21 protein-coding genes are annotated in these 21,611 nt (G+C 71.5%); 9 read left to right on the top strand and 12 right to left on the bottom strand.

What is annotated here, in order from left to right:
• Nucleotides 1-108 precede the first annotated feature (108 nt).
• Entirely contained in the window at nucleotides 109-1,134 is a 1,026-nt protein-coding gene (locus IE195_RS09290; protein WP_191269648.1) for an acyltransferase domain-containing protein, read from the bottom strand.
• A 153-nt stretch (nucleotides 1,135-1,287) separates the two neighbouring features.
• Between IE195_RS09290 and IE195_RS09285 the strand changes: the two genes are divergently transcribed.
• Nucleotides 1,288-2,907 carry an AMP-binding protein gene (locus IE195_RS09285; protein WP_191269646.1) on the top strand — a complete coding sequence of 540 codons (1,620 nt, stop codon included), beginning with the start codon at nucleotides 1,288-1,290 and terminating at the stop codon, nucleotides 2,905-2,907.
• A 566-nt stretch (nucleotides 2,908-3,473) separates the two neighbouring features.
• Here IE195_RS09285 and IE195_RS09280 read toward each other — a convergent pair.
• Nucleotides 3,474-4,763, bottom strand: coding sequence for an MFS transporter (locus IE195_RS09280; RefSeq protein ID WP_191269644.1), 1,290 nt, complete (start codon nucleotides 4,761-4,763; stop codon nucleotides 3,474-3,476).
• Between the two features lie 124 nt (nucleotides 4,764-4,887).
• Nucleotides 4,888-5,196, bottom strand: coding sequence for a 4a-hydroxytetrahydrobiopterin dehydratase (locus IE195_RS09275; protein WP_191269642.1), 309 nt, complete (start codon nucleotides 5,194-5,196; stop codon nucleotides 4,888-4,890).
• A gap of 669 nt (nucleotides 5,197-5,865) precedes the next feature.
• On the opposite strand from IE195_RS09275, the gene IE195_RS09270 reads away from it, so the two are divergent.
• The 6 genes from IE195_RS09270 (at nucleotide 5,866) to IE195_RS09245 (ending at nucleotide 10,493) form a co-directional block, all read left to right on the top strand.
• Complete coding sequence (locus tag IE195_RS09270; protein ID WP_191269640.1) at nucleotides 5,866-8,163, top strand: sensor histidine kinase; 2,298 nt, start codon at nucleotides 5,866-5,868, stop codon at nucleotides 8,161-8,163.
• The gene (locus tag IE195_RS09265) at nucleotides 8,163-8,624 is read left to right on the top strand and encodes a roadblock/LC7 domain-containing protein (RefSeq protein WP_191269638.1); all 462 of its coding nucleotides are present in this window, start codon (nucleotides 8,163-8,165) and stop codon (nucleotides 8,622-8,624) included. The genes IE195_RS09270 and IE195_RS09265 overlap by 1 nt, the downstream gene beginning before the upstream one ends.
• Nucleotides 8,621-8,992 (top strand): DUF742 domain-containing protein, encoded by a 372-nt coding sequence (locus tag IE195_RS09260; RefSeq protein ID WP_191269636.1) that lies wholly within the window; start codon nucleotides 8,621-8,623, stop codon nucleotides 8,990-8,992. Before IE195_RS09265 ends, IE195_RS09260 begins: the two co-directional genes overlap by 4 nt.
• Before the next feature lies 1 nt (nucleotide 8,993).
• Nucleotides 8,994-9,590, top strand: coding sequence for a GTP-binding protein (locus IE195_RS09255; RefSeq protein WP_373295646.1), 597 nt, complete (start codon nucleotides 8,994-8,996; stop codon nucleotides 9,588-9,590).
• Nucleotides 9,591-9,652: 62 nt separating this feature from the next.
• Nucleotides 9,653-10,108 carry a hypothetical protein gene (locus IE195_RS09250; protein WP_225942437.1) on the top strand — a complete coding sequence of 152 codons (456 nt, stop codon included), beginning with the start codon at nucleotides 9,653-9,655 and terminating at the stop codon, nucleotides 10,106-10,108.
• Nucleotides 10,095-10,493: a heavy metal-responsive transcriptional regulator gene (locus IE195_RS09245; RefSeq protein ID WP_191269634.1), complete on the top strand. Its 399-nt coding sequence runs from the start codon at nucleotides 10,095-10,097 to the stop codon at nucleotides 10,491-10,493. Before IE195_RS09250 ends, IE195_RS09245 begins: the two co-directional genes overlap by 14 nt.
• A gap of 165 nt (nucleotides 10,494-10,658) precedes the next feature.
• Here the strand turns inward: IE195_RS09245 and IE195_RS09240 are convergent, their stop codons facing one another.
• Nucleotides 10,659-12,632 carry an AfsR/SARP family transcriptional regulator gene (locus IE195_RS09240; RefSeq protein WP_191269632.1) on the bottom strand — a complete coding sequence of 658 codons (1,974 nt, stop codon included), beginning with the start codon at nucleotides 12,630-12,632 and terminating at the stop codon, nucleotides 10,659-10,661.
• Between the two features lie 188 nt (nucleotides 12,633-12,820).
• On the opposite strand from IE195_RS09240, the gene IE195_RS09235 reads away from it, so the two are divergent.
• The gene (locus IE195_RS09235) at nucleotides 12,821-13,699 is read left to right on the top strand and encodes an alpha/beta fold hydrolase (protein WP_191270486.1); all 879 of its coding nucleotides are present in this window, start codon (nucleotides 12,821-12,823) and stop codon (nucleotides 13,697-13,699) included.
• A gap of 72 nt (nucleotides 13,700-13,771) precedes the next feature.
• Here IE195_RS09235 and IE195_RS09230 read toward each other — a convergent pair whose 3' ends face one another.
• The 3 genes from IE195_RS09230 to IE195_RS09220 are packed head-to-tail and all read right to left on the bottom strand — an operon-like array spanning nucleotide 13,772 to nucleotide 16,766.
• Nucleotides 13,772-14,590, bottom strand: a complete 819-nt coding sequence (locus IE195_RS09230; RefSeq protein ID WP_191269630.1) for an ABC transporter ATP-binding protein — start codon at nucleotides 14,588-14,590, stop codon at nucleotides 13,772-13,774.
• 50 nt (nucleotides 14,591-14,640) lie between these two features.
• Nucleotides 14,641-15,735: a FecCD family ABC transporter permease gene (locus IE195_RS09225; RefSeq protein WP_191269628.1), complete on the bottom strand. Its 1,095-nt coding sequence runs from the start codon at nucleotides 15,733-15,735 to the stop codon at nucleotides 14,641-14,643.
• Nucleotides 15,732-16,766 carry a FecCD family ABC transporter permease gene (locus tag IE195_RS09220; protein ID WP_191270483.1) on the bottom strand — a complete coding sequence of 345 codons (1,035 nt, stop codon included), beginning with the start codon at nucleotides 16,764-16,766 and terminating at the stop codon, nucleotides 15,732-15,734. Before IE195_RS09220 ends, IE195_RS09225 begins: the two co-directional genes overlap by 4 nt.
• Before the next feature lie 166 nt (nucleotides 16,767-16,932).
• Between IE195_RS09220 and IE195_RS09215 the strand changes: the two genes are divergently transcribed.
• Entirely contained in the window at nucleotides 16,933-17,943 is a 1,011-nt protein-coding gene (locus IE195_RS09215; protein ID WP_191269626.1) for an iron-siderophore ABC transporter substrate-binding protein, read from the top strand.
• Nucleotides 17,944-17,946: 3 nt separating this feature from the next.
• On the opposite strand, the gene IE195_RS09210 is transcribed toward IE195_RS09215, so the two are convergent.
• The 5 genes from IE195_RS09210 to IE195_RS09190 form a co-directional block, all read right to left on the bottom strand.
• Nucleotides 17,947-18,714 carry a sulfite exporter TauE/SafE family protein gene (locus tag IE195_RS09210; RefSeq protein WP_191269624.1) on the bottom strand — a complete coding sequence of 256 codons (768 nt, stop codon included), beginning with the start codon at nucleotides 18,712-18,714 and terminating at the stop codon, nucleotides 17,947-17,949.
• Nucleotides 18,715-18,998: 284 nt separating this feature from the next.
• A complete protein-coding gene (locus IE195_RS09205) occupies nucleotides 18,999-19,631 on the bottom strand; it encodes an alpha/beta hydrolase (protein WP_191269622.1) in 633 nt (210 codons plus the stop codon).
• On the bottom strand, nucleotides 19,628-20,578 hold the full coding sequence (locus IE195_RS09200) for a ring-cleaving dioxygenase (protein WP_191269620.1): 951 nt from the start codon (nucleotides 20,576-20,578) through the stop codon (nucleotides 19,628-19,630). The genes IE195_RS09205 and IE195_RS09200 overlap by 4 nt, the downstream gene beginning before the upstream one ends.
• A 169-nt stretch (nucleotides 20,579-20,747) precedes the next feature.
• Nucleotides 20,748-21,056, bottom strand: coding sequence for a hypothetical protein (locus IE195_RS09195; protein WP_191270568.1), 309 nt, complete (start codon nucleotides 21,054-21,056; stop codon nucleotides 20,748-20,750).
• 197 nt (nucleotides 21,057-21,253) lie between these two features.
• Nucleotides 21,254-21,556, bottom strand: a complete 303-nt coding sequence (locus IE195_RS09190; protein WP_191269618.1) for a hypothetical protein — start codon at nucleotides 21,554-21,556, stop codon at nucleotides 21,254-21,256.
• Nucleotides 21,557-21,611 lie beyond the last annotated feature (55 nt).

Here is a 21,611-nt window from a genome sequence, read left to right as displayed (position 1 = left end):
CCTGCCCACACACCGAACGAACCCACGACAGCACCCACACCGACCATCTGACCCAACCCAAACAAACCCACAAAAAGGGAGCCCAACCAACCGGCCCCCACACCCACCTCAGGGCAACCTCAACCACCCCGTACACACCCGCAGACCCCGACCCGACTCCAACCGCTCCAACGCAGCACGCTCCAACCGCGTCCGCCGCGGAGCCCGCTCCGCATCCACCACCGGCATCCCGAACACGAACCGAAACACGTCACCCTCACCCGGCACACCCTCACCCACCAACGTGAACCTGCGCTGGAACCGCACGATATTGGACCCCTCCCCCAACGCCCGCTCCCACCACGGATCCAACAACCACGACGTACACGTGGCCACCACCGGATCCACACCCAACTGCTCCCGGGCAAAAGGCCGCGCACGCTCCAAGGCATCCTGCACCGAACCCGGAGCCAACCCACCCGAAGGGATGTGCAACCTCAACACCGGATCACCCACCCCGAACCCCGGACCCAACGCCGCAGCATCCTCGGCCCCGTACCACCCCACCGGACCCTGATCCCCCAACACAGCAGGCTCCAACTGCAAACCCCCCACCCAGAACAACCGCCCCCGAAACTGCGCCGCCACCCACGACGCCGTCTCCACACTCAAACGACCGAACAACCACCGCGACCGCGCCACCTGCACACCCACATCAGCCAACGTCGCCACCGTCACCGCACGATCAATCCCCCGCCGTGCCTGCCGCGCCAAGTGCTCAGGCACCATCGCCGCGAACGCCCACAGCGAAGCCACCCGCACCCGCGCGTCCTCCGCCCCCACCAACGTCGGCCAGTACCGCCACACCCCCACGGGCAGGTCGGCATCAGCCCACAACCGCCGGTACATGCACCCCACCAGATGCCACAACTCCCGGGGCCACTCCCCCTCAGGACGCCCCGACCCCGGCCACAACGCCTCCACCTCCGCACGGTCATCATCGGCCAGGGCGAACATGTCCAACACCTCGCCCGCCGCCGAACCGGTCGGCACCTTCAACCCCACCCCGGGCTCGGGCAACGCCGCACAGGCCTCCAACCACTCCCGCACACCCTCGTCCAACCCGAACCGCTCCACCACACGCACACTGTCCATGCGCACATCCTGGCCCCCACCCCACCCCCGAGGGAAGACACCCCCCACCCACCACCACCCCGCCCACCAGTGAGACCAGCCCCACAGGTGGGCATAGTGTTGTGGTAACCCACCAACAAACACCACACCCACCGAAAACGAGGAACACCACCGATGTCCGACCCGGCGCCCCTCCTGCGCGACTGGATCGCCACCTACGACACACCCACCACCACCGTCGCCCACCTCCTCTGCGACCGCCACGACCCCCACACCGTCGCCACCACCGAAATCGGCCCCACCCTCGAACCCACCACCCTCACCTTCGGCGAACTCCGCGAACGCTCCCAAACCCTCGCCGCAGGACTCGCTGCCCAAGGCATCACCCCCGGCGACCGCATCGCCACCCTCATCCCCAAGGGCGTCGACCTCACCATCACCGCCCTGGCCACCTGGCGCCTGGGAGCCGTCCTCGTCCCCCTCCTGTCCTCCTTCGCCCCCTCCGCCATCGCCGAACGCCTCACCGACTCCGGCGCCCGCATCGTCATCTGCGCCGACGAACACCGCACCAAACTCGACCCCAGCCCCCACCTGCCCACCCACCCCACCTGGCAGATCGCCACCACCGGCACCCACCCCCTCCGCGAAGGCGACCACACCCTCCACACCCTCAGCCAACACCCCCCACACACCACCAACCACACCACCACCGGCAACGGCGACATCGCCACCGTCTACGTCTCCAACCTCATCGGCCCACCCCGCGGCGTCCGCGTCCCCGCACGCGCCCTCACCGCCATGCACGCCTACCACCACCTCGGCCTCGGCGTCCAAGACGACGACGTCTACTGGAACACCGCCGACCCCGGCTCCGCCTACGGCCTCTACCACGGCCTCATCTCCCCGCTCCTGGCCGGACACAACTCCCTCGCCCTACGCGCCGGATTCTTCGACCCCGAACTCACCCTCGACGTCCTGGGCCTCTACCAGGTCACCAACTTCGCCTCCGACCCCACCACCTACCGCACCCTGCGCGCCGCCACCAAGACCCTGCCCCCCGAAATCATCGTCCAACGCATGGCCAGCGCAGGCGAACCCCTCGCCCCCGACGTCATCGAATGGGCAACCGACCTCTTCGGCGTCCCCATCCGCGACCACTACGGCCAAACCGAACTCGGCTGGTGCGCCGGCATCCCCAACAACCCCGACCTCCCCGAACACAACACCCCCCTACCCCCCGCCGCCATCGGCCCCGCCCTGCCCGGATGGAACATCCAGGTCCTCGAAGCCATCACCGACGAACCCGCACCCCCGGGCGCCTACGGCCGCATCGCCATCGACCGCACCCACAGCCCCCTGGACTGGTTCGACGGCTACCACGGCTACGAGAACACCATCGACATCCGCTTCAACCCCGAACGCACCTACCACCTCACCGGCGACACCGGCATCATGGACCGCCAAGGCAACCTGCACTTCTCCACTCGCGACGACGGCGCCATCATCACCCGCAGCTACCGCATCGGCCCCACCGAAGTCGAAGCCGTCCTCAACACCCACCCCGCCGTCGAAGAATGCGGCGTCTACGCCATCCCCGACGACATCGCCGGACACCTCGTCGGCGCCCGCATCGTCCTGACCGACGACCACACCGGCACCCCCGAACTCGCCGAGGAACTCCGCGACTGGGTCAGCACCCGCTTCGCCCCCCACGCCGCACCCCACACCGTGAACTTCGTCGAGGAACTCCCCCGCACCGCCTCCGGCAAGATGCGCAGAGCCCGACTGCGGTGACCTGGCACACCGCCAACCCCGAACACCATCCCCACCGCTCCGGCGCGACACCCCGCTCAGCTTCCCCACGCCCATGACCCCGGCCCCGAACCAACCCCCCGCCCTCTGGCGCGACTAGCGAACGCCAGGCCACCCACGTCCTGCACGCCCGCGTCAGCCCCTGGCCCCGGCACCGGCCCGAACACCGACCCGGCCGCCTGCGCCCTGGACGAAGTGGACCGGCTCGACTCCCAGGACGACTGGTACGAGCACGCCGAGACCCTGCGGCGGTGGTACCTGGGAGCCCGCCCCCACTCCCACGGCCCGAGGGAACCATCAACGCGCTCCCGGACCCCGTTTCACCGCCTGGACGGCCCCGCACCCCGCTGAGGAAGACACCCACGGGCCGGGAGGCACCCCCGAACCCCGGAGCGCGCCCGGCGTGAACCCGCCCGTCGCGGAGAGGGACACCGCACCACAGACGCGCACCGGAAACCGGGGGCAACACACCGGCGCCCCAGCGGAACCAGCACCGGAAGCCCACCGCCACACCGGGGGCGCAGCCCACAGCACGACCCCCACCGCCCCTAACCGCCCTGACGCGCCATCCGCTCGGCCTCATCCGCCCGATCCGACGCGGCCCGCAACCAACCCCACAACCACACCGTCACCACCACGAACACCACAGCCCCGAACAACGCCGGAGCCCGCAGGTCCACCCGGCCCAACACACCGCCCAGCAAAGCCCCCACCGCCACCAACCCCATACTCAACATCTTCTTCACACTCAGCACCCGCCCCATCAGCCGCTCAGGCACCACCAACTGCACCATCCCGCCCAACAGCACCACAGCCAACGTGCCCACACCCGCCACCAGGGCCCACGCCACCAACGCCACCCACGCGTTCGGAGCGAAAGCGAACACCACACACAACCCCGCCTGTCCCAAAAACCCCCACACCACCACCGCGAACCGACCGAACCGCGCACCAGCCCGAGCAGCCCACACCGCACCGACGATCGCCCCCACCGCAGCCACGGACAAGAACACCCCGAACAACTGCTCGGGCACCCCGAAATGGTCCCGGACCACCAACACGAACACACCCGCCAACGCCCCGGCCCCCAGGTTCGACACCGCGGCGAACACCACCAGAGCACGCAGCGGCACATCACCCCACACATGCCGCAGCCCCTCGGCCAGGTCGGAGAACACCGACCCCGCCAACGGCGCCCGCTCCCCCGAGCCCAACCCGGGAATCGGACGCGCCCCGGGCCCCCGCGCCACCAGAGGCAGCCCCAGCAGCACCAACGCCCCCAGCACATAGGCGCCCGCGTTCACGGCCAGGGGCAGGAACGCCGCCACCACGAACAGAAACCCGCCGAGCGGAGCCCCCACGAACTCCTGGGCCACCTCCCGGCCGCCGACCAGCCGCCCGTTGGCCCGGTCCAACTGGCCCCGCGCCAGACTGGGCAGCACCGCACGCGCAGCCACGTCGTAGCCGATCTCGCAGGTCATCACCGCGAACATGACCGCGTACAGCCACACGACGGTGGCTTGGCCGGTGGCGATGACCACCGCCAGGACCAGGATCGCCCCGGAACGCACCAGGTTGGCCGCGACCATCACCCGAACCCGGTCGATCCGGTCGACCAGCACCCCGGCGAACAAACCGAACAACAACCACGGCAGGTAGCGGGCCACGGTCAGTCCCGCCACCGCGAGGGGGTCGTTGGTCAGCGTCGCCGCAAGCATGGGCAGCGCGGTCAGCATCACCCCGTCGGCCAGGTTGCTGGCCACACTCCCGGCCCAGAAGCGGTGGAAGGCCGACCCGAGACGGGGCGCGGGACCATGGGAGGGGGCGGTGGTCGGCAACGGGGGTCCTCGTCCGGTCAGGCGGGCACGGTGGAAAGCGCCGTTACCCTAGCGCCTGCCGGTCGCCCCGGGCAGGGGTTGCCCCACATCCTTGCGGCATCCGCCTGCTCGGGCCGAGCACACGTCAGTGCGCGTTCTGGGCCGTCGCGGCGACCAGTTCGTCGATCCGGGCCGCCAGGGCCATGTCCCGGTCGGTGACGGCGCCCTCCGAATGGGTGCTCAGGGCCAACCGGACCGTGTCGTACCGGATGTCGATGTCCGGGTGGTGGTCGGCCTGCTCGGCCGCCTGGGCGACCTCGTTCACCAGTGCCACCGCGGCCAGGAACCCGGGCAACCGCACCGTCCGGTGGATGAGTACCTCCTCGGCGTCCCACTCCCAGTCGGTCAACCGCTCCAGTCCCTCCAGGACCTGCTCCTCGCTGAGCTGACCCATCGTCTCCCCCTTCTGTCGGTGCCGGACATCAGTGCTGGGGCGGTACCTACCCGTTCACACCCCCCGCGACAACAGCTGCGCCGCAAGGGGCACGAGAAAAGGAATGCTCCCCCGCCGCGGGGAAACGACTCCGGAGAGCGGGGGCCTCAGCCCAGTTCGATCACCACCGGATCGGTGTCGGGTGCGGCGACTCCGGCTCCGGAGAACAGGACAGGCGCCGGAGCGGACAGCGCGGAACGTCTTCCGATGTGTCCGGTGCCGGGGCGCCCCTCCCCCGGCGGTGCCGGTTTCGGTGCCAATCCGTGATTGGCCGGTTCCGTTCCGGGGTCGGGTGTCCCGAACAGCCGTCTGCGGGATGTACGAGACCACGAGCAACACCTCATGCGTACGGGCGAGCCCTGATGTATTCGGTGCGGCGTGAGCCGCTCCTTTATGGGTTGTGCTTTTGGTCAAAAAACAGAGCACCTTTACGACGTAGATTTATTCAGACGGTGTCCTTCCCACGCATCTCACGGTCACCAGCACAACCCCCGCCCCCAACCGGATCCGGCCACCCGCAAAGCCTTGCAAATCCCCCCGTGGAGCGATTAGCTCTGTGGAACTCCACCCCCCCTACCCCCCACCGGCGGACCCCCACCAACCACCCCGCCACTCCCCCAAAGCGAACCCATGCCCCACGACAAGCGTTCCTCGCTTCGCGCCCGCATGATCACCCTGGTCCTCATTCCCAGCGCCGCCCTGCTGGCCCTGTGGGCGGTACTGACCGCCGTCCTGGCCACCGACATCCGTGACCTGCGCGCCACGGCCACCCTCACCGAGGAGGTCGGCGCACCCGTCGTCGACGTCATCAGCCACCTCCAGCGCGAACGGCGCGCCACCATGGCAGCCCCCGGATCCACCACCAGCGGCACACCCCTCCCCCAGGCCCAGGAGGAGACCGACCAGGCCGTGACCGCCCTGACCCGCGCCGTGGACAGCCTCGACCACCACGACCTGCCCGCCCAGGTCCTGGACTTCCAAACCGCCCTGGAGCGGCTCGACCACCACCGCGCCACGGCCGCCGATCCGCCCGCCGACACCAGCCCCCTCCAGGCGGTGGCCGCCCCCTACTCGCACATGATCGAGACCGGGCTGCGCGTGTGGGACGCCCAGGTCGAGCGCGCCGACCCCGCCGTCACCCCCCACCTGCGCTCCCTGACCTCCCTGATGCGCGCACGCGAACTCCTCAACCAGCAGGACATGATCCTGGCGCACGCGGTGGCCACCGACAGCTTCACCCCCCAGGCGCACGCACAGTTCGCGGCCGCGGTCGGCGCCCAACAGCACACCTGGTCACGGGTGGACGCCGAACTCGGCGAGGACCGCGGCGACGACTACCGGGCGCTGGAGGGCTCCTTCCAGATGAAGACCGTCCAACTGCTCCAGGAGAGTGTCATCGGCAGCCCCGTGCACGGTCCCGCCGCCCGGGTCCCGATCAACGCCCCGAGTTGGCGGGGGGCCGCCGAGGCCCTGGACGCACGGATGCTCGAAGTCGAACAGGGGCGGCGCGAACGCGTGGTCGACCTGGGCCACGGCCAGGCCCGCGATCTGCTCGGCGGGGTACTGCTGGTGAGTGTCCCCGCTCTGGTGGTGGCCCTGGCCTCGGCTCTGGTCGCGGTGGCCGGGTCCCAGCGCCTGGGTCGGCGGCTCCAGCAGTTGCGCACCGACAGCCTGCACCACGCCCGGTTCCGTCTTCCACAGGTCACCGCACGGCTGCGCGCCGGGGACAGCGTCGACGTGAACGCCGAGGCCCCGCGGCTCCCGGTGGTCCGACGCGACGAACTCGGCCAGGTGGCCGAGGCGTTCAACGACGCCCAGCGGGCCGCGGTGGTGGCCGCGGTGGAGGAGGCCCAGGTACGGGCGGGGGTGCGCAACATGTTCCGCAACATCGCCCGGCGCACCCAGTCACTGGTGCACCGCCAGTTGGCGCTGCTGGACCGGTTGGAGCGCTCCGAGACCGATCCCAAGGTGTTGGAGTCGCTGTTTCGCATCGACCACTTCAGTACCCAGATGCGGCGCAACGCCGAGAACCTGATGCTGCTCAGCGGTGACCAGCCCACCCGCAGCGGGGCGGTCCCGGTCGGACTGCACGAGGCGGTACGGGCCGCGGCCAGCGAGATCGAGGACTACTCCAGGGTGCGGGTGCTGACACTGCCCCGGGTGAGGTTGTCCGGGCGGGCGGGGGCCGACCTGGTACGGCTGATCGCCGAACTGTTGGAGAACTCCGCGTCCTTCTCACCCCCGGGGACCGAGGTGACGGTGGGCGGGCGGCCCCTGGAGGGAGGCGGTCACCTGGTGGAGGTCGAGGACCGGGGGTTGGGTATGACCGCAGGCCGGCTGGAGTCAGCCAACGCGCTGCTGGCCCACCCGCCCCGGTTCGACCTGGCCCGAATCCGCGAGGACTCCCAGCTGGGGTTGTTCGTGGTCGCCACGGTCGCCGCCCGGCACGGGTTCGAGGTGGAGCTGCGGGCTCTGCCCTACCAGGGCACCAGGGCACAGGTGCGGATCCCGGCGTCGGCGGTGGCGGAGCACTCCCCCGGCGCCGGGCCGGTGCGCCCCCTCGGAGCGCAGGCCCCCCGTGAGACGGCGGCCCTGGCGCCCGCGCCGGTCGGCGCGGACCCGCCAGGGCAGGGCCCGGACGGGCCCGCCCCCTCCCCTGCCGCACCGGGTCAGACCTACAAGGGGCTGCCCCTGCGCAGGCGCAACAGGGCGGACCCCGCGGTTCCCGGGGCGGTCCGCCCCCGTGGTGCGCACGAGCACCCCGGTACCGAGAGCACCGGAGGGCAGCGGTCGCTGTCGCAGATCCGGTCGATGATGAGCGCCTTCCAGGCCGGGACGGAGCGCGGACGCGCGGAACCGGCCGAGGGGGAGGACGAGGGGGGTGTCCTCGATCAGGAGGCGCCCCGTGACGAGAGTTCGGAAGGGTGATGTCGATGTCGTCTGGTGCCACCACGGGCGGCCGGGTCGTTGGGAACGGCGCGGAGGATCCGTCTGCGGGACAGCGGCTGGACTGGTTGATGGGTGATCTGGTGGAGCGGGTGGCGGGGGCGCGCAGCGCGCTGCTGCTGTCGGCGGACGGGTTGCTGCTCTCGGCCTCTCCCGGGTTGGAGCGGGAGGAGGGTGAGCGGTTGGCGGCGGTCGCGTCGGGGGTGGCGAGCCTGGCGCGGGGTGCGCGTGCGCAGCTGGGGGCCAGTGAGGTGCGCCAGAGCGTGGTGGAGATGGACAGTGTGTTCTTCTTTGTCCTGCCCGCGGGGCAGGGTGCACAGTTGGCGCTGGTGGCTGATGCTTCCTGTGACATGGGGCAGGCGGCGTTCGAGGTGCACCGGCTGGTGCGGCAGGTGGGGCCGTACCTGTCGGCGCTGCCGCGCGGGAGGGGAGGTGAGGGGTGAGCGCGGGGTCCTCGGAGGAAGAGGGGTGGTCGGCGGAGTCGAGCCTGATCCGCCCGTACTCGTTGACGGGGGGCCGCACGCGGCCCTCGCGGTCGGACTTCTCGATGACCTCGCAGGTGGTGGCTGCTCCGTCGGTGGATGCGCAGGAGGTGGACCCGGAGCTGGAGCTGATCCTGTCGGTGTGTGCGCGTCCGGTGTCGGTGGCGGAGCTGGCCTCACGGTCGGGTTTTCCGTTGGGTGTGTTACGGGTTCTGCTGGCTGACCTGTTGGACCGGGGGCAGGTGATGGTGCACACCTCGGGTTGGGAGCGGCAGCGTCCGGACGCGCAGACGTTGCGTATGGTCCTGGAACGCATTCGGGAGTTGTGAGGTGGCGGTGTTGGGAGGATCGGTGGACCCGGCCGGGCAGAGCCCGGTTCCGGACACGTTGAAGATCGTGGTCGCGGGTGGTTTCGGTGCGGGCAAGACGACACTGGTCTCGGCGTTGAGCGAGGTGGAGTCGTTGCACACCGAGGAGGTGATGACCTCCGAGAGTGTGGGTGTGGACGACCTGGGCGGGGTGGAGGGCAAGTCCACGACGACGGTGGCGTTGGACTTCGGCCGGGTGACGTTGGATGCCTCGACGGTGGTGTACCTGTTCGGGACGCCGGGGCAGCGGCGGTTCGCGTTCATGTGGGAGGAGTTGGCTCAGGGTGCGCTGGGCGCGGTGGTGTTGGCCGACACGCGCCGGTTGGCGGACTCCTTCGACGTGATCGACTTCTTCGAGTCGCGCGGGGTGCCGTTCGTGGTGGCGGTGAACTGCTTCGACGGTCAGCGCACGCACCGGGCGGAGGACGTGCGGGTGGCGTTGGACGTGGCCGAGGGGGTGCCGGTGCTGTTGTGTGACGCGCGTGAGCGTGAGTCGGTCAAGGAAGTCGTGGTGGAGCTGGTGTCGCTGGTGCTGCGCCTGGAGTTGTCGGGCGCCTGACGGAGGATGCGGGCGCGGCGGGCTTGACCCCGCACCGTGGTGCGGGGTCGACCATGGCGGACATGAACCTTTCAACAGCTTTGCGTGTGGTCCGTGCGTCCGCGGTGTACGACCTGGTGGTCACCGGTGCCTTCGCGTTGCCCTGGACCGTCGGCCTCGCCTTCCAGACGGTGGGCTGGACCCACGGGGCCCTGGGGTTGTCCGGTGCGCTGCCCTCGACCGACACGGTGTTCACGGCCCTGTTCGCCAACCTCATGGGCAGTGTGGTCGTGGTCTGGTCCGTGGTCCGGCTGCTGCGTCCGAGCCTGGCGCTGGGGGCGGCCGACACCTGTGCCCGGTTCCTGTTCTCGTTGGGTATGGGGGCGGCCCTGGTCGCCGGGGGTTCCACGGTTTTGGTGGGGCTCCTGGTGGCCGAGGTCGCCTGGGGGGCGGTGCAGGGTGCCGTGGTGTTCTCGGCGCTGCGGTCCGGGGACGGGGCCGTGGCGGACGTCCTAGGATCACGGCATGAGGATCGCTGAGCTCGCGCGCCGCTCGGGTGCCAAGGTGTCCACGGTGCGGTTCTACGAACGCCGCGGACTGCTGCCGGTACCGTTGCGCTCGCCCAACGGCTACCGGTCCTATGACACGCAGGACGTGCGCCGGGTGCGGTTCCTGCGCCGGGGGCAGGAGTTGGGGTTCACCCTGGCCGAGCTCGCCGAGTTCGTTTCCCTCTCGGACCGCTCCCGCGACGGGACGGTCCTGCCCGGTCGGGTCAGGGGGCGCGGGCAGGCCAAGGTGGCCGAGATCGACGGGCGTATCGAGGACCTGCTCCGGATGCGCGCGGCGCTGCTCGGGGTCCTGGAAGCGCCGTGTGTGGACCCGGACGACCCGTGCCCGGTGGTGGCCGCTCTCGCCGGGGAGTAGCTCGCGGGCCGGATGTCGGCGGTCGGGTGCGGGTCGTCGTGGCCCGCGCCCGCTGGGGCACGATGCTCCTGGCGGATTGTCTTTATTTTCCTCCTGAATCTCCGGTGAGGATTTTTCTGTCCGGCCCCGGGAGATTTTCCACAAACCCTCAAAGCAGCTTTGCCGCTATGAGTGAAGGGCGCGGTTGAGGTCCCGGAGGTGGTCGGCGACCGGCCCGAGGGCGAGCATGCCGGTCTGGGCCCCGGCGAGCTCCCCGGCTGCGGGGGTGAGCGCTGCCAGGGCACGGTGCATGGCGGGCCGGTCGTCCAGGGCCAGGGCGGCACGTGCGGTGAGCGCCCACCGGGTCTCCAGGAGCAGGTCGCGGGGCGGTTCGGGGGTGGCGTCCAGGGCGGCCGCGGCCTCGGTGCGGCGTCCCTCGGCGAGCAGCACGTGGGGGCGGGCCCAGGGTTCGTGGGGGCCGTGGTCGGTACCCGGGTCGGTGGGCGCGGGGCGGTCGTGGCGCAGGCACAGGCACAGCAGGGCCAGGGGGTACAGCCCCTGTTCGAGCCCGGGCATGCCCGCGCCGTGCAGGCCGTCGGCGGCCCCGCGGTAGGCGGCCTCGGCCGTGGCGAACGGGACGCGGGGGTCGGTGGCGGTACGCAGCGCCCGATACCAGGTGGTGAACACCTCGGCCAGGGGGCGTTCGTGGTGGCGGGCCAGCGCCTGGGCGGCCTGGGCGTGGTGGTCGGCTCCGGGCCAGTCGGCCGACGCGGCCAGGGACTGCAACCGGACGAGGTGCCCCAGGATCTGGAAGGTGACCAGGTCGTGGCGGTCCGCCAGGGTGAGGAGTTCGGCGCCCAGGGCGTCGCGTTCGGGTGCCAGCCCGGTGCGGTGGAAGGTCTGCATGTACCGGGCGTTGAGGGCGAAGGCCAACAGGGTGGGGTCGCCCAGTTCACGGGCGAGCCGTTCGGCTTCGGCCGCCGCCCGGGGTCCGCGGTCCCGGCGGGAGCCCCGTGACTCCAGGGCCACGGTGGCCAGCAGGCGGGCGCGGGCGGCCTCGTGGCCCGGGCCGGGCAGCACGGCCAGGGTGCGTTCGGCGGCGGCGACCACCCGGGCGGACTGGTCGGGGTCGTCCACGCGGGTCCAGTTGGCGGGGACGTCGTAGGCACCGATGACGCGGGCGGTGAGGCGGGGGTCGCCGAGTTCCTCGGCCGCGGTGACGGCGGCCAGGCGCTGGGAGCGTGCGGTCCGGAGGCCTTCGGGCCCGGTGACGGCCATCTCGCGCAGGAGGCTGACGGTGGATTCGAGCCGCGCACGGGCGCCGGGGGTGACGGTGCGCTGGTAGGCGGCGGCCGCCCGGGTCCAGAGCTGGTCGCCGGTGTGCTCCGGTGCGGGTTCGGGGATGAGGTGTTCGGCCTGGTGGAGGATGTCCTGTTCCAGGCGGTTCAGGGCGGGGCCGGGGTCCACGCCCAGTTGTTCGACGAGCAGGGCACGGGATCGGCGCAGGACGGCCAGGGCCTCCCCCTGGCGGCCGGTGCGGTACAGGGCCAGGGCCAGCAGGCGCCAGGCGTCCTCGCGCCAGGGGTGTTCGGCCGCGTGCGCGCCCAGGTCGGGGACGGCCTGTGCGGCCTGGCCCAGGTCCAGGCGGGCCTGGGCCAGGCGTTCGAGGGCGTGCAGGCGCAGTTCCGCCAGGCGGGCGCGTTCGGTGCGGGCCCAGGGGGCGTCGGCGAAGTCGGCGTAGGCGGGGCCGCGCCAGGGTTCCAGGGCCTGCTGGAGTCGGGGCAGGGCTTGGGCGGGCGGAAGGGCGGAGGCCTGCCGGAAGCGTTGCTCGAAGAGCCAGGCGTCGACGGTGTCGGGGGCGGCCCTCAGGGCGTAGCCGGGCCCCCGGGTGGTGAGCAGGGCGGCGGGGGTCCGGGGCGGGCGGTCCGGTTCCAGGGCGCGACGCAGGGCGGCGACGAAGGTGCGGACTGCGCTGATGGCCCCGGGGGGCGCGGCGCCCTGCCACAGGTCCTCGATGAGGAGTTCGACGGGCACGATGCGGCGGCGGGCCACGATCAGCCGGGCCAGGACGGCGCGGTGGCGCGGTCCTCGCAGCGCGAGGGGCCGTTCGGCCTCGTCCCAGGCCGTGACGGGTCCGAGCACCCCGAAACCCACCCGCACCGGCGTCACCTCCCCTGGTCGGTGTGGTCCGTGGTCAACGTACAGCGTGTCGGCCCGGACCCGTGCCGCCCCCCGGGGTGCGCAGCGCTCGCTCATCGGTTGCTCATCGGGCGGCGACAGGCTGGAACCGCTCCCCCGGGCGAGGGACCGGCGGGAAAGGACCAACCGAGAGAAAGCAGGGCGTGATCATGGCTGCGGTCATCGAGGGTTTCGACTACGAGCGGGTGCGGGTGGCCCCGGACGTGTCGTTGAACGTGGCGGTCGGGGGTTCGGGGCCGCCCCTGGTGCTGTTGCACGGGTTCCCGCAGACCCACCTGATGTGGCGGCACGTGGCCGCGGACCTGGCGGCGGACCACACGGTGATCTGCCCTGACCTGCGCGGGTACGGGGACAGTGACAAACCGGAGGAGTCCGGGCCCGGGGTGTACTCCAAGCGGACCATGGGCGCGGACGTGGTGGAGCTGGCCCGGGTCCTGGGGCACGAGCGGTTCGCGTTGGCAGGGCACGACCGCGGGGCGCTGGTGGCGGTGCGCGCCGGGCTGGACCACCCGGCGGCGGTCACGCACCTGGCCAGCCTGGACGTGCTGCCGACCCTGGACATGTGGGAGGCGCTGCGCGGGGTGGGCGGGGCGGTGGGCTTCCACCTGTACCTGATGGCCCAGCCTCCGGGGCTGCCCGAGCGGATGATCGCCGCCAGCGCGGAGGCGTTCTTCGGGTACTTCCTGGACGCGTGGTCCACCGGGCCGGGGGCCTTCCCCGCCGAGGTGCGCAGGGCCTACCTGGACGCCAGTGCCGGGGCGGTGCCCTCGATCGTGGCCGACTACCGGGCCTCGGCCGGGATCGACATCGAGCACGACGCGGCCGACCGGGCCGCGGGGAGGCGGTTGGAGATGCCGGTGACGGTACTCCAGCAGGACTGGGGTGCGGCCCTGGGCTACGACGCCCTCGCGCTGTGGCGTGCGTGGGCCCGGGACCTGCGGCACTCCACGGTGGGTTCGGGGCACTTCATGGCCGAGCAGGACCCGGCCGGGGTCGTGCGGGAGGTCAGGGAACTGCTCGAGCGCTGACCTGGCCCCACCGGAGCCGGAGGCACGCAGGGGTGCGGGCGAGGGTCCCGTGCGAGGGTGCGGGCCCTCGGGTCAGTCGTGCTCGCGCCGGGCGCCCCTGCGGTCCACCGGGACGATCATCGGGGTGTGCGTCTCGGGGTCGGGGATGATCCGCACCGGGAGCCCGAACACCTTCTCGACCAGGTCCGCGGTCACGATGGTGGCGGGTTCGCCCTCCGCCACGATGGCGCCGTCCTGCATCACGATCAGGTGGGTGGCGTAGCGGCAGGCGTGGTTGAGGTCGTGCAGGACCGCGACCAGGGTGTGGCCGCGCTCGGCGTGCAGGTCGGCGCACAGGTCGAGCATGTCCATCTGGTGGGCGATGTCCAGGTAGGTGGTCGGCTCGTCCAACAGCAGCAGCGGGGTCTGCTGGGCCAGGACCATGGCCAGCCACACCCGCTGGCGCTGGCCGCCGGAGAGCTCGTCCACGGAACGGTCGGCCAGCGCGGAGACACCGGTGGAGGCCATGGCCTCGGCGACCACGGCCTCGTCCTGCTGGGACCACTGGCGCAGGAAGCTCTGGTGCGGGAAGCGGCCGCGGGCGACCAGGTCGGCCACACCGATGCCGTCGGGGGCGATGGAGGACTGCGGGAGCAGGCCCAGGCGCCGGGCGACTTCCTTGGCCGGGTAGGAGCTGATCACCTCGCCGTCCAGGAGTACGTTGCCCCGGGCTGGTTTGAGGGTGCGCGACAGGGCGCGCAGCAGCGTCGACTTGCCGCAGGCGTTGGGGCCGACGATGACGGTGAAGGAGTTGTCGGGGATGCGCACGGCCAGGTCGCGGGAGATGACGCGCTGGTCGTAGGACAGGGTCAGGTCCCGGCCGTTGAGGCGGGTGCTGGCGTCGTCGGTCATCGTTCTCTTTCGGGTGTGGCTCGGCGGTGGCTGCGGGGCGGGGAAGCGCGTCAGGCGCGGCCGCCCCGCCACTCGGTGTAGAGCAGCCAGATGAGGTAGCTGCCGCCGATGACGGCGGTGACGACGCCCACGGGCAGTTGGGTGGGGGCCATCAGGCGCATGGCGACCAGGTCGGCCAGCACGAGCAGGGCGGCGCCCATGAGCGCGGCGCCGGCCAGGGTGGTGCCGCCGGTGCGGGTCAGGCGCCGGGCGAGCTGGGGCGCGGCCAGGGCCACGAAGCCGATGGGGCCGGCCACTGCGATGGCGGCGCCGGTCAGGGCGCTGGCCGCGGCCAGTGCGATGATCTGGGTGCTCTGGGCGGACACGCCAAGGCCGCGGGCGGTGTCCTCGCCCAGTTCCAGGAAGCGCAGGCGCTGTCCCACCGCGAAGATGACGGGGGCCAGGACGGCCAGGCCGATCCAGACGGCGGCCGCCTCCGCCCAGCCGCGGCTGTTGAGGCTGCCGATCATCCAGATCTGGGCGCCCAGGGCGTCGGTGAGGTCGGCGCGGGTCATCAGGTAGTCGCGGACGGAGGCGAGCATGGCGCTGACGCCGATACCGACCAGGACCAGCCGGTAGCCCTGGACGCCGTTCTTCATGGCCAGCAGGTAGACCACCGCCGCGGTGATCATGCCTCCGGCGATGGCGCCCAGGGAGACCACGAGGCGTCCGGCGCCCAGGATGAGGATGGCGGCGACGGCTCCGGTGGCGGCTCCGGAGGTGAAACCGATGATGTCGGGGCTGCCCAGCGCGTTGCGGGACAGGCTCTGGAAGACCGCTCCGGCGATGCCCAGGGCCGCGCCCACACCGATGGCGGTCAGGGCGCGGGGCAGGCGCACCCCCTGGACGAAGAAGACGTCGAGGCGTTCACCGAAGCCCATCAGGGCGGCGGGCACGGCGGAGAGCGGGACCCCGTAGTCACCGACGGAGACCGACACGACCAGGGTCAGGGCGCTGACCAGGGCCAGGGTCAGGCAGACCACGAGGGTGCGCGGGCGTACCAGGAAGGAGATCCGGCCGCCCGGTGAGCGCCAGGCGCGCGCACCCCGCGGTGCGGGGCGTGCGGACCCGGTGGCGCTGGACGCGGGTGCGAGGGTGTCGCTCACAGCTGGGCCATCTTTCTGCTGCGGACCAGGGCGATGAACAGGGGAGCCCCGACGAGTGCGGTGATGATGCCCACCTCCAGTTCGGAGCCGGGCAGGATGACGCGTCCGACGGTGTCGGCGGCGGTGAGCAGGACGGCGCCCAGGACCGCGGCGTAGGGCAGGAGCCAGCGCTGGTCGGGGCCGGTGATCACGCGTGCGGCGTGCGGGATGATCAGGCCGACGAACCAGATGGGGCCCGCGGCGGCGGTGGCGGCCCCGCACAGCAGGATGACTCCGACGGCGGTTCCGGCGCGGATGAGGGGGATCCGGGCGCCCAGGGTGGCGGCCAGGTCGTCGCCCAGGGCCATGGCGTTCAGGGAGGGTCCCAGGGCCAGGGTGACGATGATCCCGACCACCAGGAAGGGGGCGACCTGGAGGAAGATGTCGAGGTCGCGTCCGGTGAGGGAGCCGACCTGCCAGAAGCGGATGCGGTCGAAGACGAAGTCGTTGAGGACGATGACGCCGTAGATGAGGCCCTGCAGGACGGCGGCCAACGCGGTTCCGGCCAGGGCCAGGCGTACGGGGGTGGCGCTGGAGCGCCCGCGTGAGCCCAGGGCGTAGACGGCGACGGCGGCCAGGGCCGCGCCGAGGAAGGCGGGCCAGACCAGGGCGGATCCGCTGGCGCCGAGGACGAAGACGGCGACGACCACGGCCGCGGCGGCTCCGGAGTTGATGCCCAGGATGCCGGGTTCGGCGAGGGGGTTGCGGGTCAGGGCCTGCATGAGGGCCCCGGCCAGGCCGAGGGCGGCACCCACGAAGACGCCGATGACGGTGCGGGGGACGCGCAGGCTGCGGATGACGTCGTGGTCGTAGGAACCGTTGTAGTCGGTGAGTGCGGCCCACACGTCGGCGGCGGGGATGGGTTTGGCTCCGACGGTGACGCTGAGGAGCGCGCAGACGGCCAGGGCGCCCAGGGCGATGACGAGACCGATGGGGCGTATGACTCGTCTGGTGAGGGTGGGGCGCGTTGGTGTGGGCGCGCGCAGGAGCACGGCTTCCCCGTTCGTCTTGCTGGGTGGTGAATGGTGCGGGTGGTGGGTGAGGCTGACCTGCACCTGAACCGACGAAGCATCGTATGTCATCGGCCGGGATCGACCCAATCCCACCCGGACAGGTTAGCCTTACCTACATCATGCTCGCACGGAAGGGTCCCCGTAGATGTCGCACAGCACACCTCTCCTGCGCTCGCTGAGCGTGTTCGCCCTGGCCGGGGCGCTTGCCCTGACCGGTTGCGGTACCGGTGGCGGCGGCTCCGCCCCCGACGGTACCGCCGAGACCCGCACGGTGGAGGCGGCCAACGGAACGGTGGAGGTGCCCGCCTCCCCCGAACGGATCGCCGTACTGTGGCGCCCCACCCTGGCCGCCGTCACCCAGCTGGGCCACGGCGTGGTGGGCACCATGGGCACCCCCGGCGCGGACGGGTACGGGCTGGCGCCCTTCCTGCCCGAGGACGTGGACGGCGCCGACCTGACCCTGGTCACCAACTCCCCCGCCGAGGACGACGTCAACATCGAGGAGCTGGCCACCGCCGAACCCGACCTGATCATCGGGGTGAGCACCCCGATGGGCGCCCAGGCCGAGATGGCCGACGAACTGGAGGCGATCGCGCCCACCGTCCTGCTGGAGTGGGAGGGCACCGGCTCCTGGCGCGGCCACCTGGAGGAGGTCGCCGGGGTCCTGGGCGCCGAGACCGAGGCCGAGCAGGCCGTGTCCGCCTACGAGGAGGCGGTCGAAGGGGCCCGCGGGGAGCTGGAGGCGGCCGGTGTGGACCCCGCCGGGACCGAGCTGTCCCTGGTGCGGTTGCAGAGCGGCACCGAGATCCGCCTGGAGACCCCCGAGTCCTTCCCCGGCCAGGTCATCGGCGACCTGGGCTTCGCCCGCCCCGACACCCAGCTGGAGGGTGAGGGGGACACCGACTTCGTCCCGCGCAGCTACGAGAACCTGGACCAGGCCGACGGCGACGTGGTCTTCGCCCTGGCCGGTTCGGGCTACCCGGACGCCCCCGAGACCTTCTCCGACGGGCTGTGGGCCAACCTGGACGCGGTCGGGGACGAGCAGATCTACCGGGTGGACTACGACTTCTGGGGCTCGGCCAACCACCACGGTGCGCACCGGATCATCGAGGACGTCACTGCGGCGCTGACCGGTGAGACGGACCCGGCGGTGTAGGGCTCAGGCGAAGACGTCCCAGCCCATCCGGACGAGCAGGGCCAGCACGACCACCAGTAGCACCGCGCGCACGAACCCCGATCCCCGCTGCAGGGCCATCCGGGCGCCGACCTGGGCGCCCAGGATGGTGCACAGCGCCAGGCCCAGACCGAGCAGCCAGTCCACGTGGCCGCCCAGGGCGAAGACCACCAGGGCGCCGATGTTGGTGCACACGTTGACGATCTTGGCCGAGGCCGAGGCGTGCAGGAAGTCCATGCCGAGCACGGCGGTGAAGGCGATGATGAGGAAGACTCCGGTGCCGGGGCCGATGATGCCGTCGTAGAAGCTCACCCCGAGTCCGGCCAGCGCCACGGCGGCCAGGATCCGGTTGCGGGTGCGCAGGGCCGGATTCGGGGAGGTGCCCATGGCGGGCCGGAAGACCACCAGCAGGGCCACTCCGGCCAGGACCACCATGATGATCGGTTTGAGCACGTCGGCGGTCAGGGCGACGGCCAGGCCCGCGCCCAGCCCCGAGCCGAGCAGGGCGAGTCCCGCGGTGGGGATCACGACGCGGCGGTCGATCGTGACCTTGCGGGCGTAGGCGATGGCGGCGGAGGTGGTGCCGAAGACCGCGCCGAGCTTGTTGGTGCCCAGCAGGGTGGCCAGGGGCAGGTGGGGTGCGGCGACCATCAGGGCGGGGAGCAGCAGTAGGCCCCCTCCCCCGACGACGGCGTCGATCCAGCCCGCGGCGACGGCGGCCAGCAACAGCAGGCCGAGGATCTCGGGGTCCATCACCGGGACTGCTCACTGCGGGAGGGGATCATCGGTTCTCTTCCGTGGCGGGGATCGGTGCGCGAGCCAATCTAGCCAGCGGCATGGACCGCTTTGTCAGGGGACCGGGGCATTAGTCCCCTTACATGCGGGCGGTGACCCCTGATGTTCTTCTGCTGCTGAAATCCCTCGCCTTTACGACGTAGATTCGTTATTGCGGTGAGAGAAGCGGTGACGCCCGGGTGCACGGGGCGCCACCGCCGCTGGTGGGTGCTCCTCTGCGGAGCCCCGGATCGGGGCCGCGCTCAGAACCCGGCGCGGTCGAACCAGTCCCTGGCCCGGCCCAGCACGTCCGGGGGCAGCTGGTGTCCCCCGGGGTGCTCGTGGGCCTCGACCTCCGCTCCCCGCTCCCCCAACTGGTCGGCGAGCAGACGGGCCTGGTCGATGGTGGTGATCGGGTCGGCGACACCGTTGCCCAGGAACACCCGGGTGCCCGAGAGCTCGACCGGGCCGGGTTCGCGCCCCTGGAGCGGGGCACCGCCCGCGAAGAGCGCCGCGCCCGCGACCAGCCCCGGGTGGAGCAGCAGCAGGCCCGCGCCGGTGTTGGCGCCGTTGGAGAACCCGCTGACCACGATTCGCTCGGGGTCCAGGTCGTAAGCAGCGGTGGCGGCTCTGACGAACCCGGCCAGTTCGGCGGTGCGCTCGATGAGGTCCTCGACGTCGAAGACGCCTTCCCGCAGGCGGCGGAACCAGCGGTTCATGCCGTTCTCGTCGACCCTGCCGCGCGGGGACAGCAGGGCGGCCCCGGATGCCAGGGCCCGGCCCAGCGGCAGCAGGTCGTGTTCGTCGGCGCCGGTGCCGTGGAGCAGCAGCAGGGTCGGGGCGCCCGGGCGGGTCGCCGGTTCGAAGACGTGCGTGAACTCCTCCAGGACGGTCACTGGCGCACCTCCACGCGGGGCAGGTTCGCGGCGATCTGCTCCTGGTCGGGCTGCAGCCACGGCGGGAGCTTCAACGAGCGGCCCAGCTCCAGCAGCGGTTCGTCGTAGTCGAAACCGGGGCCGTCGGTGGCGATCTCCAGCAGTACGCCGCCGGGCTCGCGGAAGTAGATGGAGGTGAAGTAGGTGCGGTCGCGGATCTCGGTGACGCCCACACCGTCCTGCTCCAGACGCCGGCGCCAGGAGTCCTGGACGGGGGTGTCGGGGGCGCGGTAGGCGACGTGGTGGACGGTTCCGGCAGCGACCAGGCCGCGCTCGGCCCCGGGGTCGGCCAGGACGTCGACGATGGTGCCCACCCCGTCGCCGGTGTCGTTGGTGCGGAAACGCATCCGGTTGCCGTCCTCGCTGTGCAGGCGGAACCCCAGCTGGTCGCCGAGCATCCGGGCGGTGCCCTCGGCGTCCTGCTCGGTGAGGGTGACGGCGCGGATGCCGCGGATGGCGTGCTCTGTGGGGACCACTCCCCCGTCCCAGGGGTCGGTGTCGTGGAAGTCGGCGCTGGCGGCCAGTTCGATGACCAGGCCGTCGGGGTCGCGCAGGCTGAGCACGTCCTCCTCGCCGCGTTCGCTCGGCCGGGTGATCGGCACGTTCAGGGCGGAGAGGTGGTCGGCCCACCAGCCGAGGGAGCCCTCGGGGACGGAGAAGGTCGTGGTGGTGGCCTGACCGGCGCCGAGCCTGCCCTTGGGCGCGTCGGGCCAGGGGAAGAAGGTCATGATCGTGCCGGGGTTGCCCGCGCGGTCGCCGTAGTAGAAGTGGTAGGTCTCCGGAGCGTCGAAGTTGACGGTCCGCTTGACCATGCGCATGCCCAGCGCGTTCAGGTAGAAGTCGGCGTTGGCCTGGGGGTCGCTCGCGATCGCGGTCACGTGGTGGATCCCCGAGGGGCGCACGTCCATGTCCTTCACCCTTCCTGTGGCTTCCGGTCACCCGCTCCAACAAGTTGAATCTTAAACTAATTCCGCACGAGGGCTCCCCTCCCTTCCCCTTCCCTCTCTGCGCCGGGCCCGGACAGGGTTCAGAGAGGGCTGGCCAACACCCTGGAGGCCAGCGGGCTGATGCCTGTCCTCACTCCGCGCCCGACCTGCGCCGCAGCACCAGAGTCAGCACGGAGACACCCCAGAGCAGAAGGACGGCCAGGATTCCCAGCCGCGCCACAGGGGGCCGCTCGGTCACGGTGTAGGGCTCTCCACCCACCGTCACCTCCCAGACGCACACCTGCCCCGGAGGGAACCAGGACCAGGCGCTCGTGCCGTACAGGGATGTTCCGTCCTCCAGCGGACAGGACGACGGGCCGCTGATGTACCACTCGAACCCGAGAAGGACGAACCAGGCGAGCGTCACCAGAATCCACGGAGCCGCCCACAGAACGAACATGTGGTTTGCGAATTTCCGTTTGGCCAGAGCCCTCACCTCACCTTTCTTCCGAGCTTCGGGGCGGTGCAGATCAGGGCAGCCGCCGCTGCCCTGTCCGGTTCGGCAGAAGCAAGCGCGTCCGGGGCTCACTCACACGCGACGGCCTCAGCCGGAACCGAGAACGTCTGCGGGGTCGTCTCCGGGGTGGTCGCTTCCAGTTACCGGACCCCGGCCCTGTCCGGAACGAGCAGGGCGTCCTGCGCCTGGTCCCACCTCACCCGGAAGAGCCCGCCTTCCTCCAGGTCCTCGACGACGGCAGCGATGCTGCGCAGGTCGAAGTCGTCGTCCACCAGAAGACCGCCGTCGCGGTGGTGGGTGATCAGCCCGGTCACGTACCGGCGCAGCGCTTCGACCCCGGCCCGAGCTGCCTGACGGGCCTGTGCGTTCCAGCGGGCGTCATGTGGGATCCACGCGGCGATGACCTCGGTGGGGGTGGGGGCGTTGCGCAGCTCGGTAGGCATACGACCACGGTAACGAGCAGAGCGGGGAAGGTGGTGGAGGTGAAGAAGCAGGTCA

Origin of the sequence: Nocardiopsis terrae (assembly GCF_014651695.1) — a bacterium.
Classification (GTDB): domain Bacteria; phylum Actinomycetota; class Actinomycetes; order Streptosporangiales; family Streptosporangiaceae; genus Nocardiopsis; species Nocardiopsis terrae.
Note: the sequence above shows the minus strand (reverse complement) of the source record. Positions and strands in the feature narration are given on the sequence as shown.

Bases quoted from the DNA above. Each gene is read 5' to 3' on its own strand.
- IE195_RS09290 (WP_191269648.1), bottom strand. From the start codon at position 1,134: ATGGACAGTGTGCGTGTGGTGGAGCGGTTCGGGTTGGACGAGGGTGTG.
- IE195_RS09285 (WP_191269646.1), top strand. From the start codon at position 1,288: ATGTCCGACCCGGCGCCCCTCCTGCGCGACTGGATCGCCACCTACGAC.
- IE195_RS09275 (WP_191269642.1), bottom strand. From the start codon at position 5,196: ATGGGTCAGCTCAGCGAGGAGCAGGTCCTGGAGGGACTGGAGCGGTTG.
- IE195_RS09270 (WP_191269640.1), top strand. From the start codon at position 5,866: ATGCCCCACGACAAGCGTTCCTCGCTTCGCGCCCGCATGATCACCCTG.
- IE195_RS09265 (WP_191269638.1), top strand. From the start codon at position 8,163: ATGTCGATGTCGTCTGGTGCCACCACGGGCGGCCGGGTCGTTGGGAAC.
- IE195_RS09250 (WP_225942437.1), top strand. From the start codon at position 9,653: ATGAACCTTTCAACAGCTTTGCGTGTGGTCCGTGCGTCCGCGGTGTAC.
- IE195_RS09245 (WP_191269634.1), top strand. From the start codon at position 10,095: ATGAGGATCGCTGAGCTCGCGCGCCGCTCGGGTGCCAAGGTGTCCACG.
- IE195_RS09235 (WP_191270486.1), top strand. From the start codon at position 12,821: ATGGCTGCGGTCATCGAGGGTTTCGACTACGAGCGGGTGCGGGTGGCC.
- IE195_RS09230 (WP_191269630.1), bottom strand. From the start codon at position 14,590: ATGACCGACGACGCCAGCACCCGCCTCAACGGCCGGGACCTGACCCTG.
- IE195_RS09215 (WP_191269626.1), top strand. From the start codon at position 16,933: ATGTCGCACAGCACACCTCTCCTGCGCTCGCTGAGCGTGTTCGCCCTG.
- IE195_RS09210 (WP_191269624.1), bottom strand. From the start codon at position 18,714: ATGGACCCCGAGATCCTCGGCCTGCTGTTGCTGGCCGCCGTCGCCGCG.
- IE195_RS09200 (WP_191269620.1), bottom strand. From the start codon at position 20,578: ATGGACGTGCGCCCCTCGGGGATCCACCACGTGACCGCGATCGCGAGC.
- IE195_RS09195 (WP_191270568.1), bottom strand. From the start codon at position 21,056: ATGTTCGTTCTGTGGGCGGCTCCGTGGATTCTGGTGACGCTCGCCTGG.
- IE195_RS09190 (WP_191269618.1), bottom strand. From the start codon at position 21,556: ATGCCTACCGAGCTGCGCAACGCCCCCACCCCCACCGAGGTCATCGCC.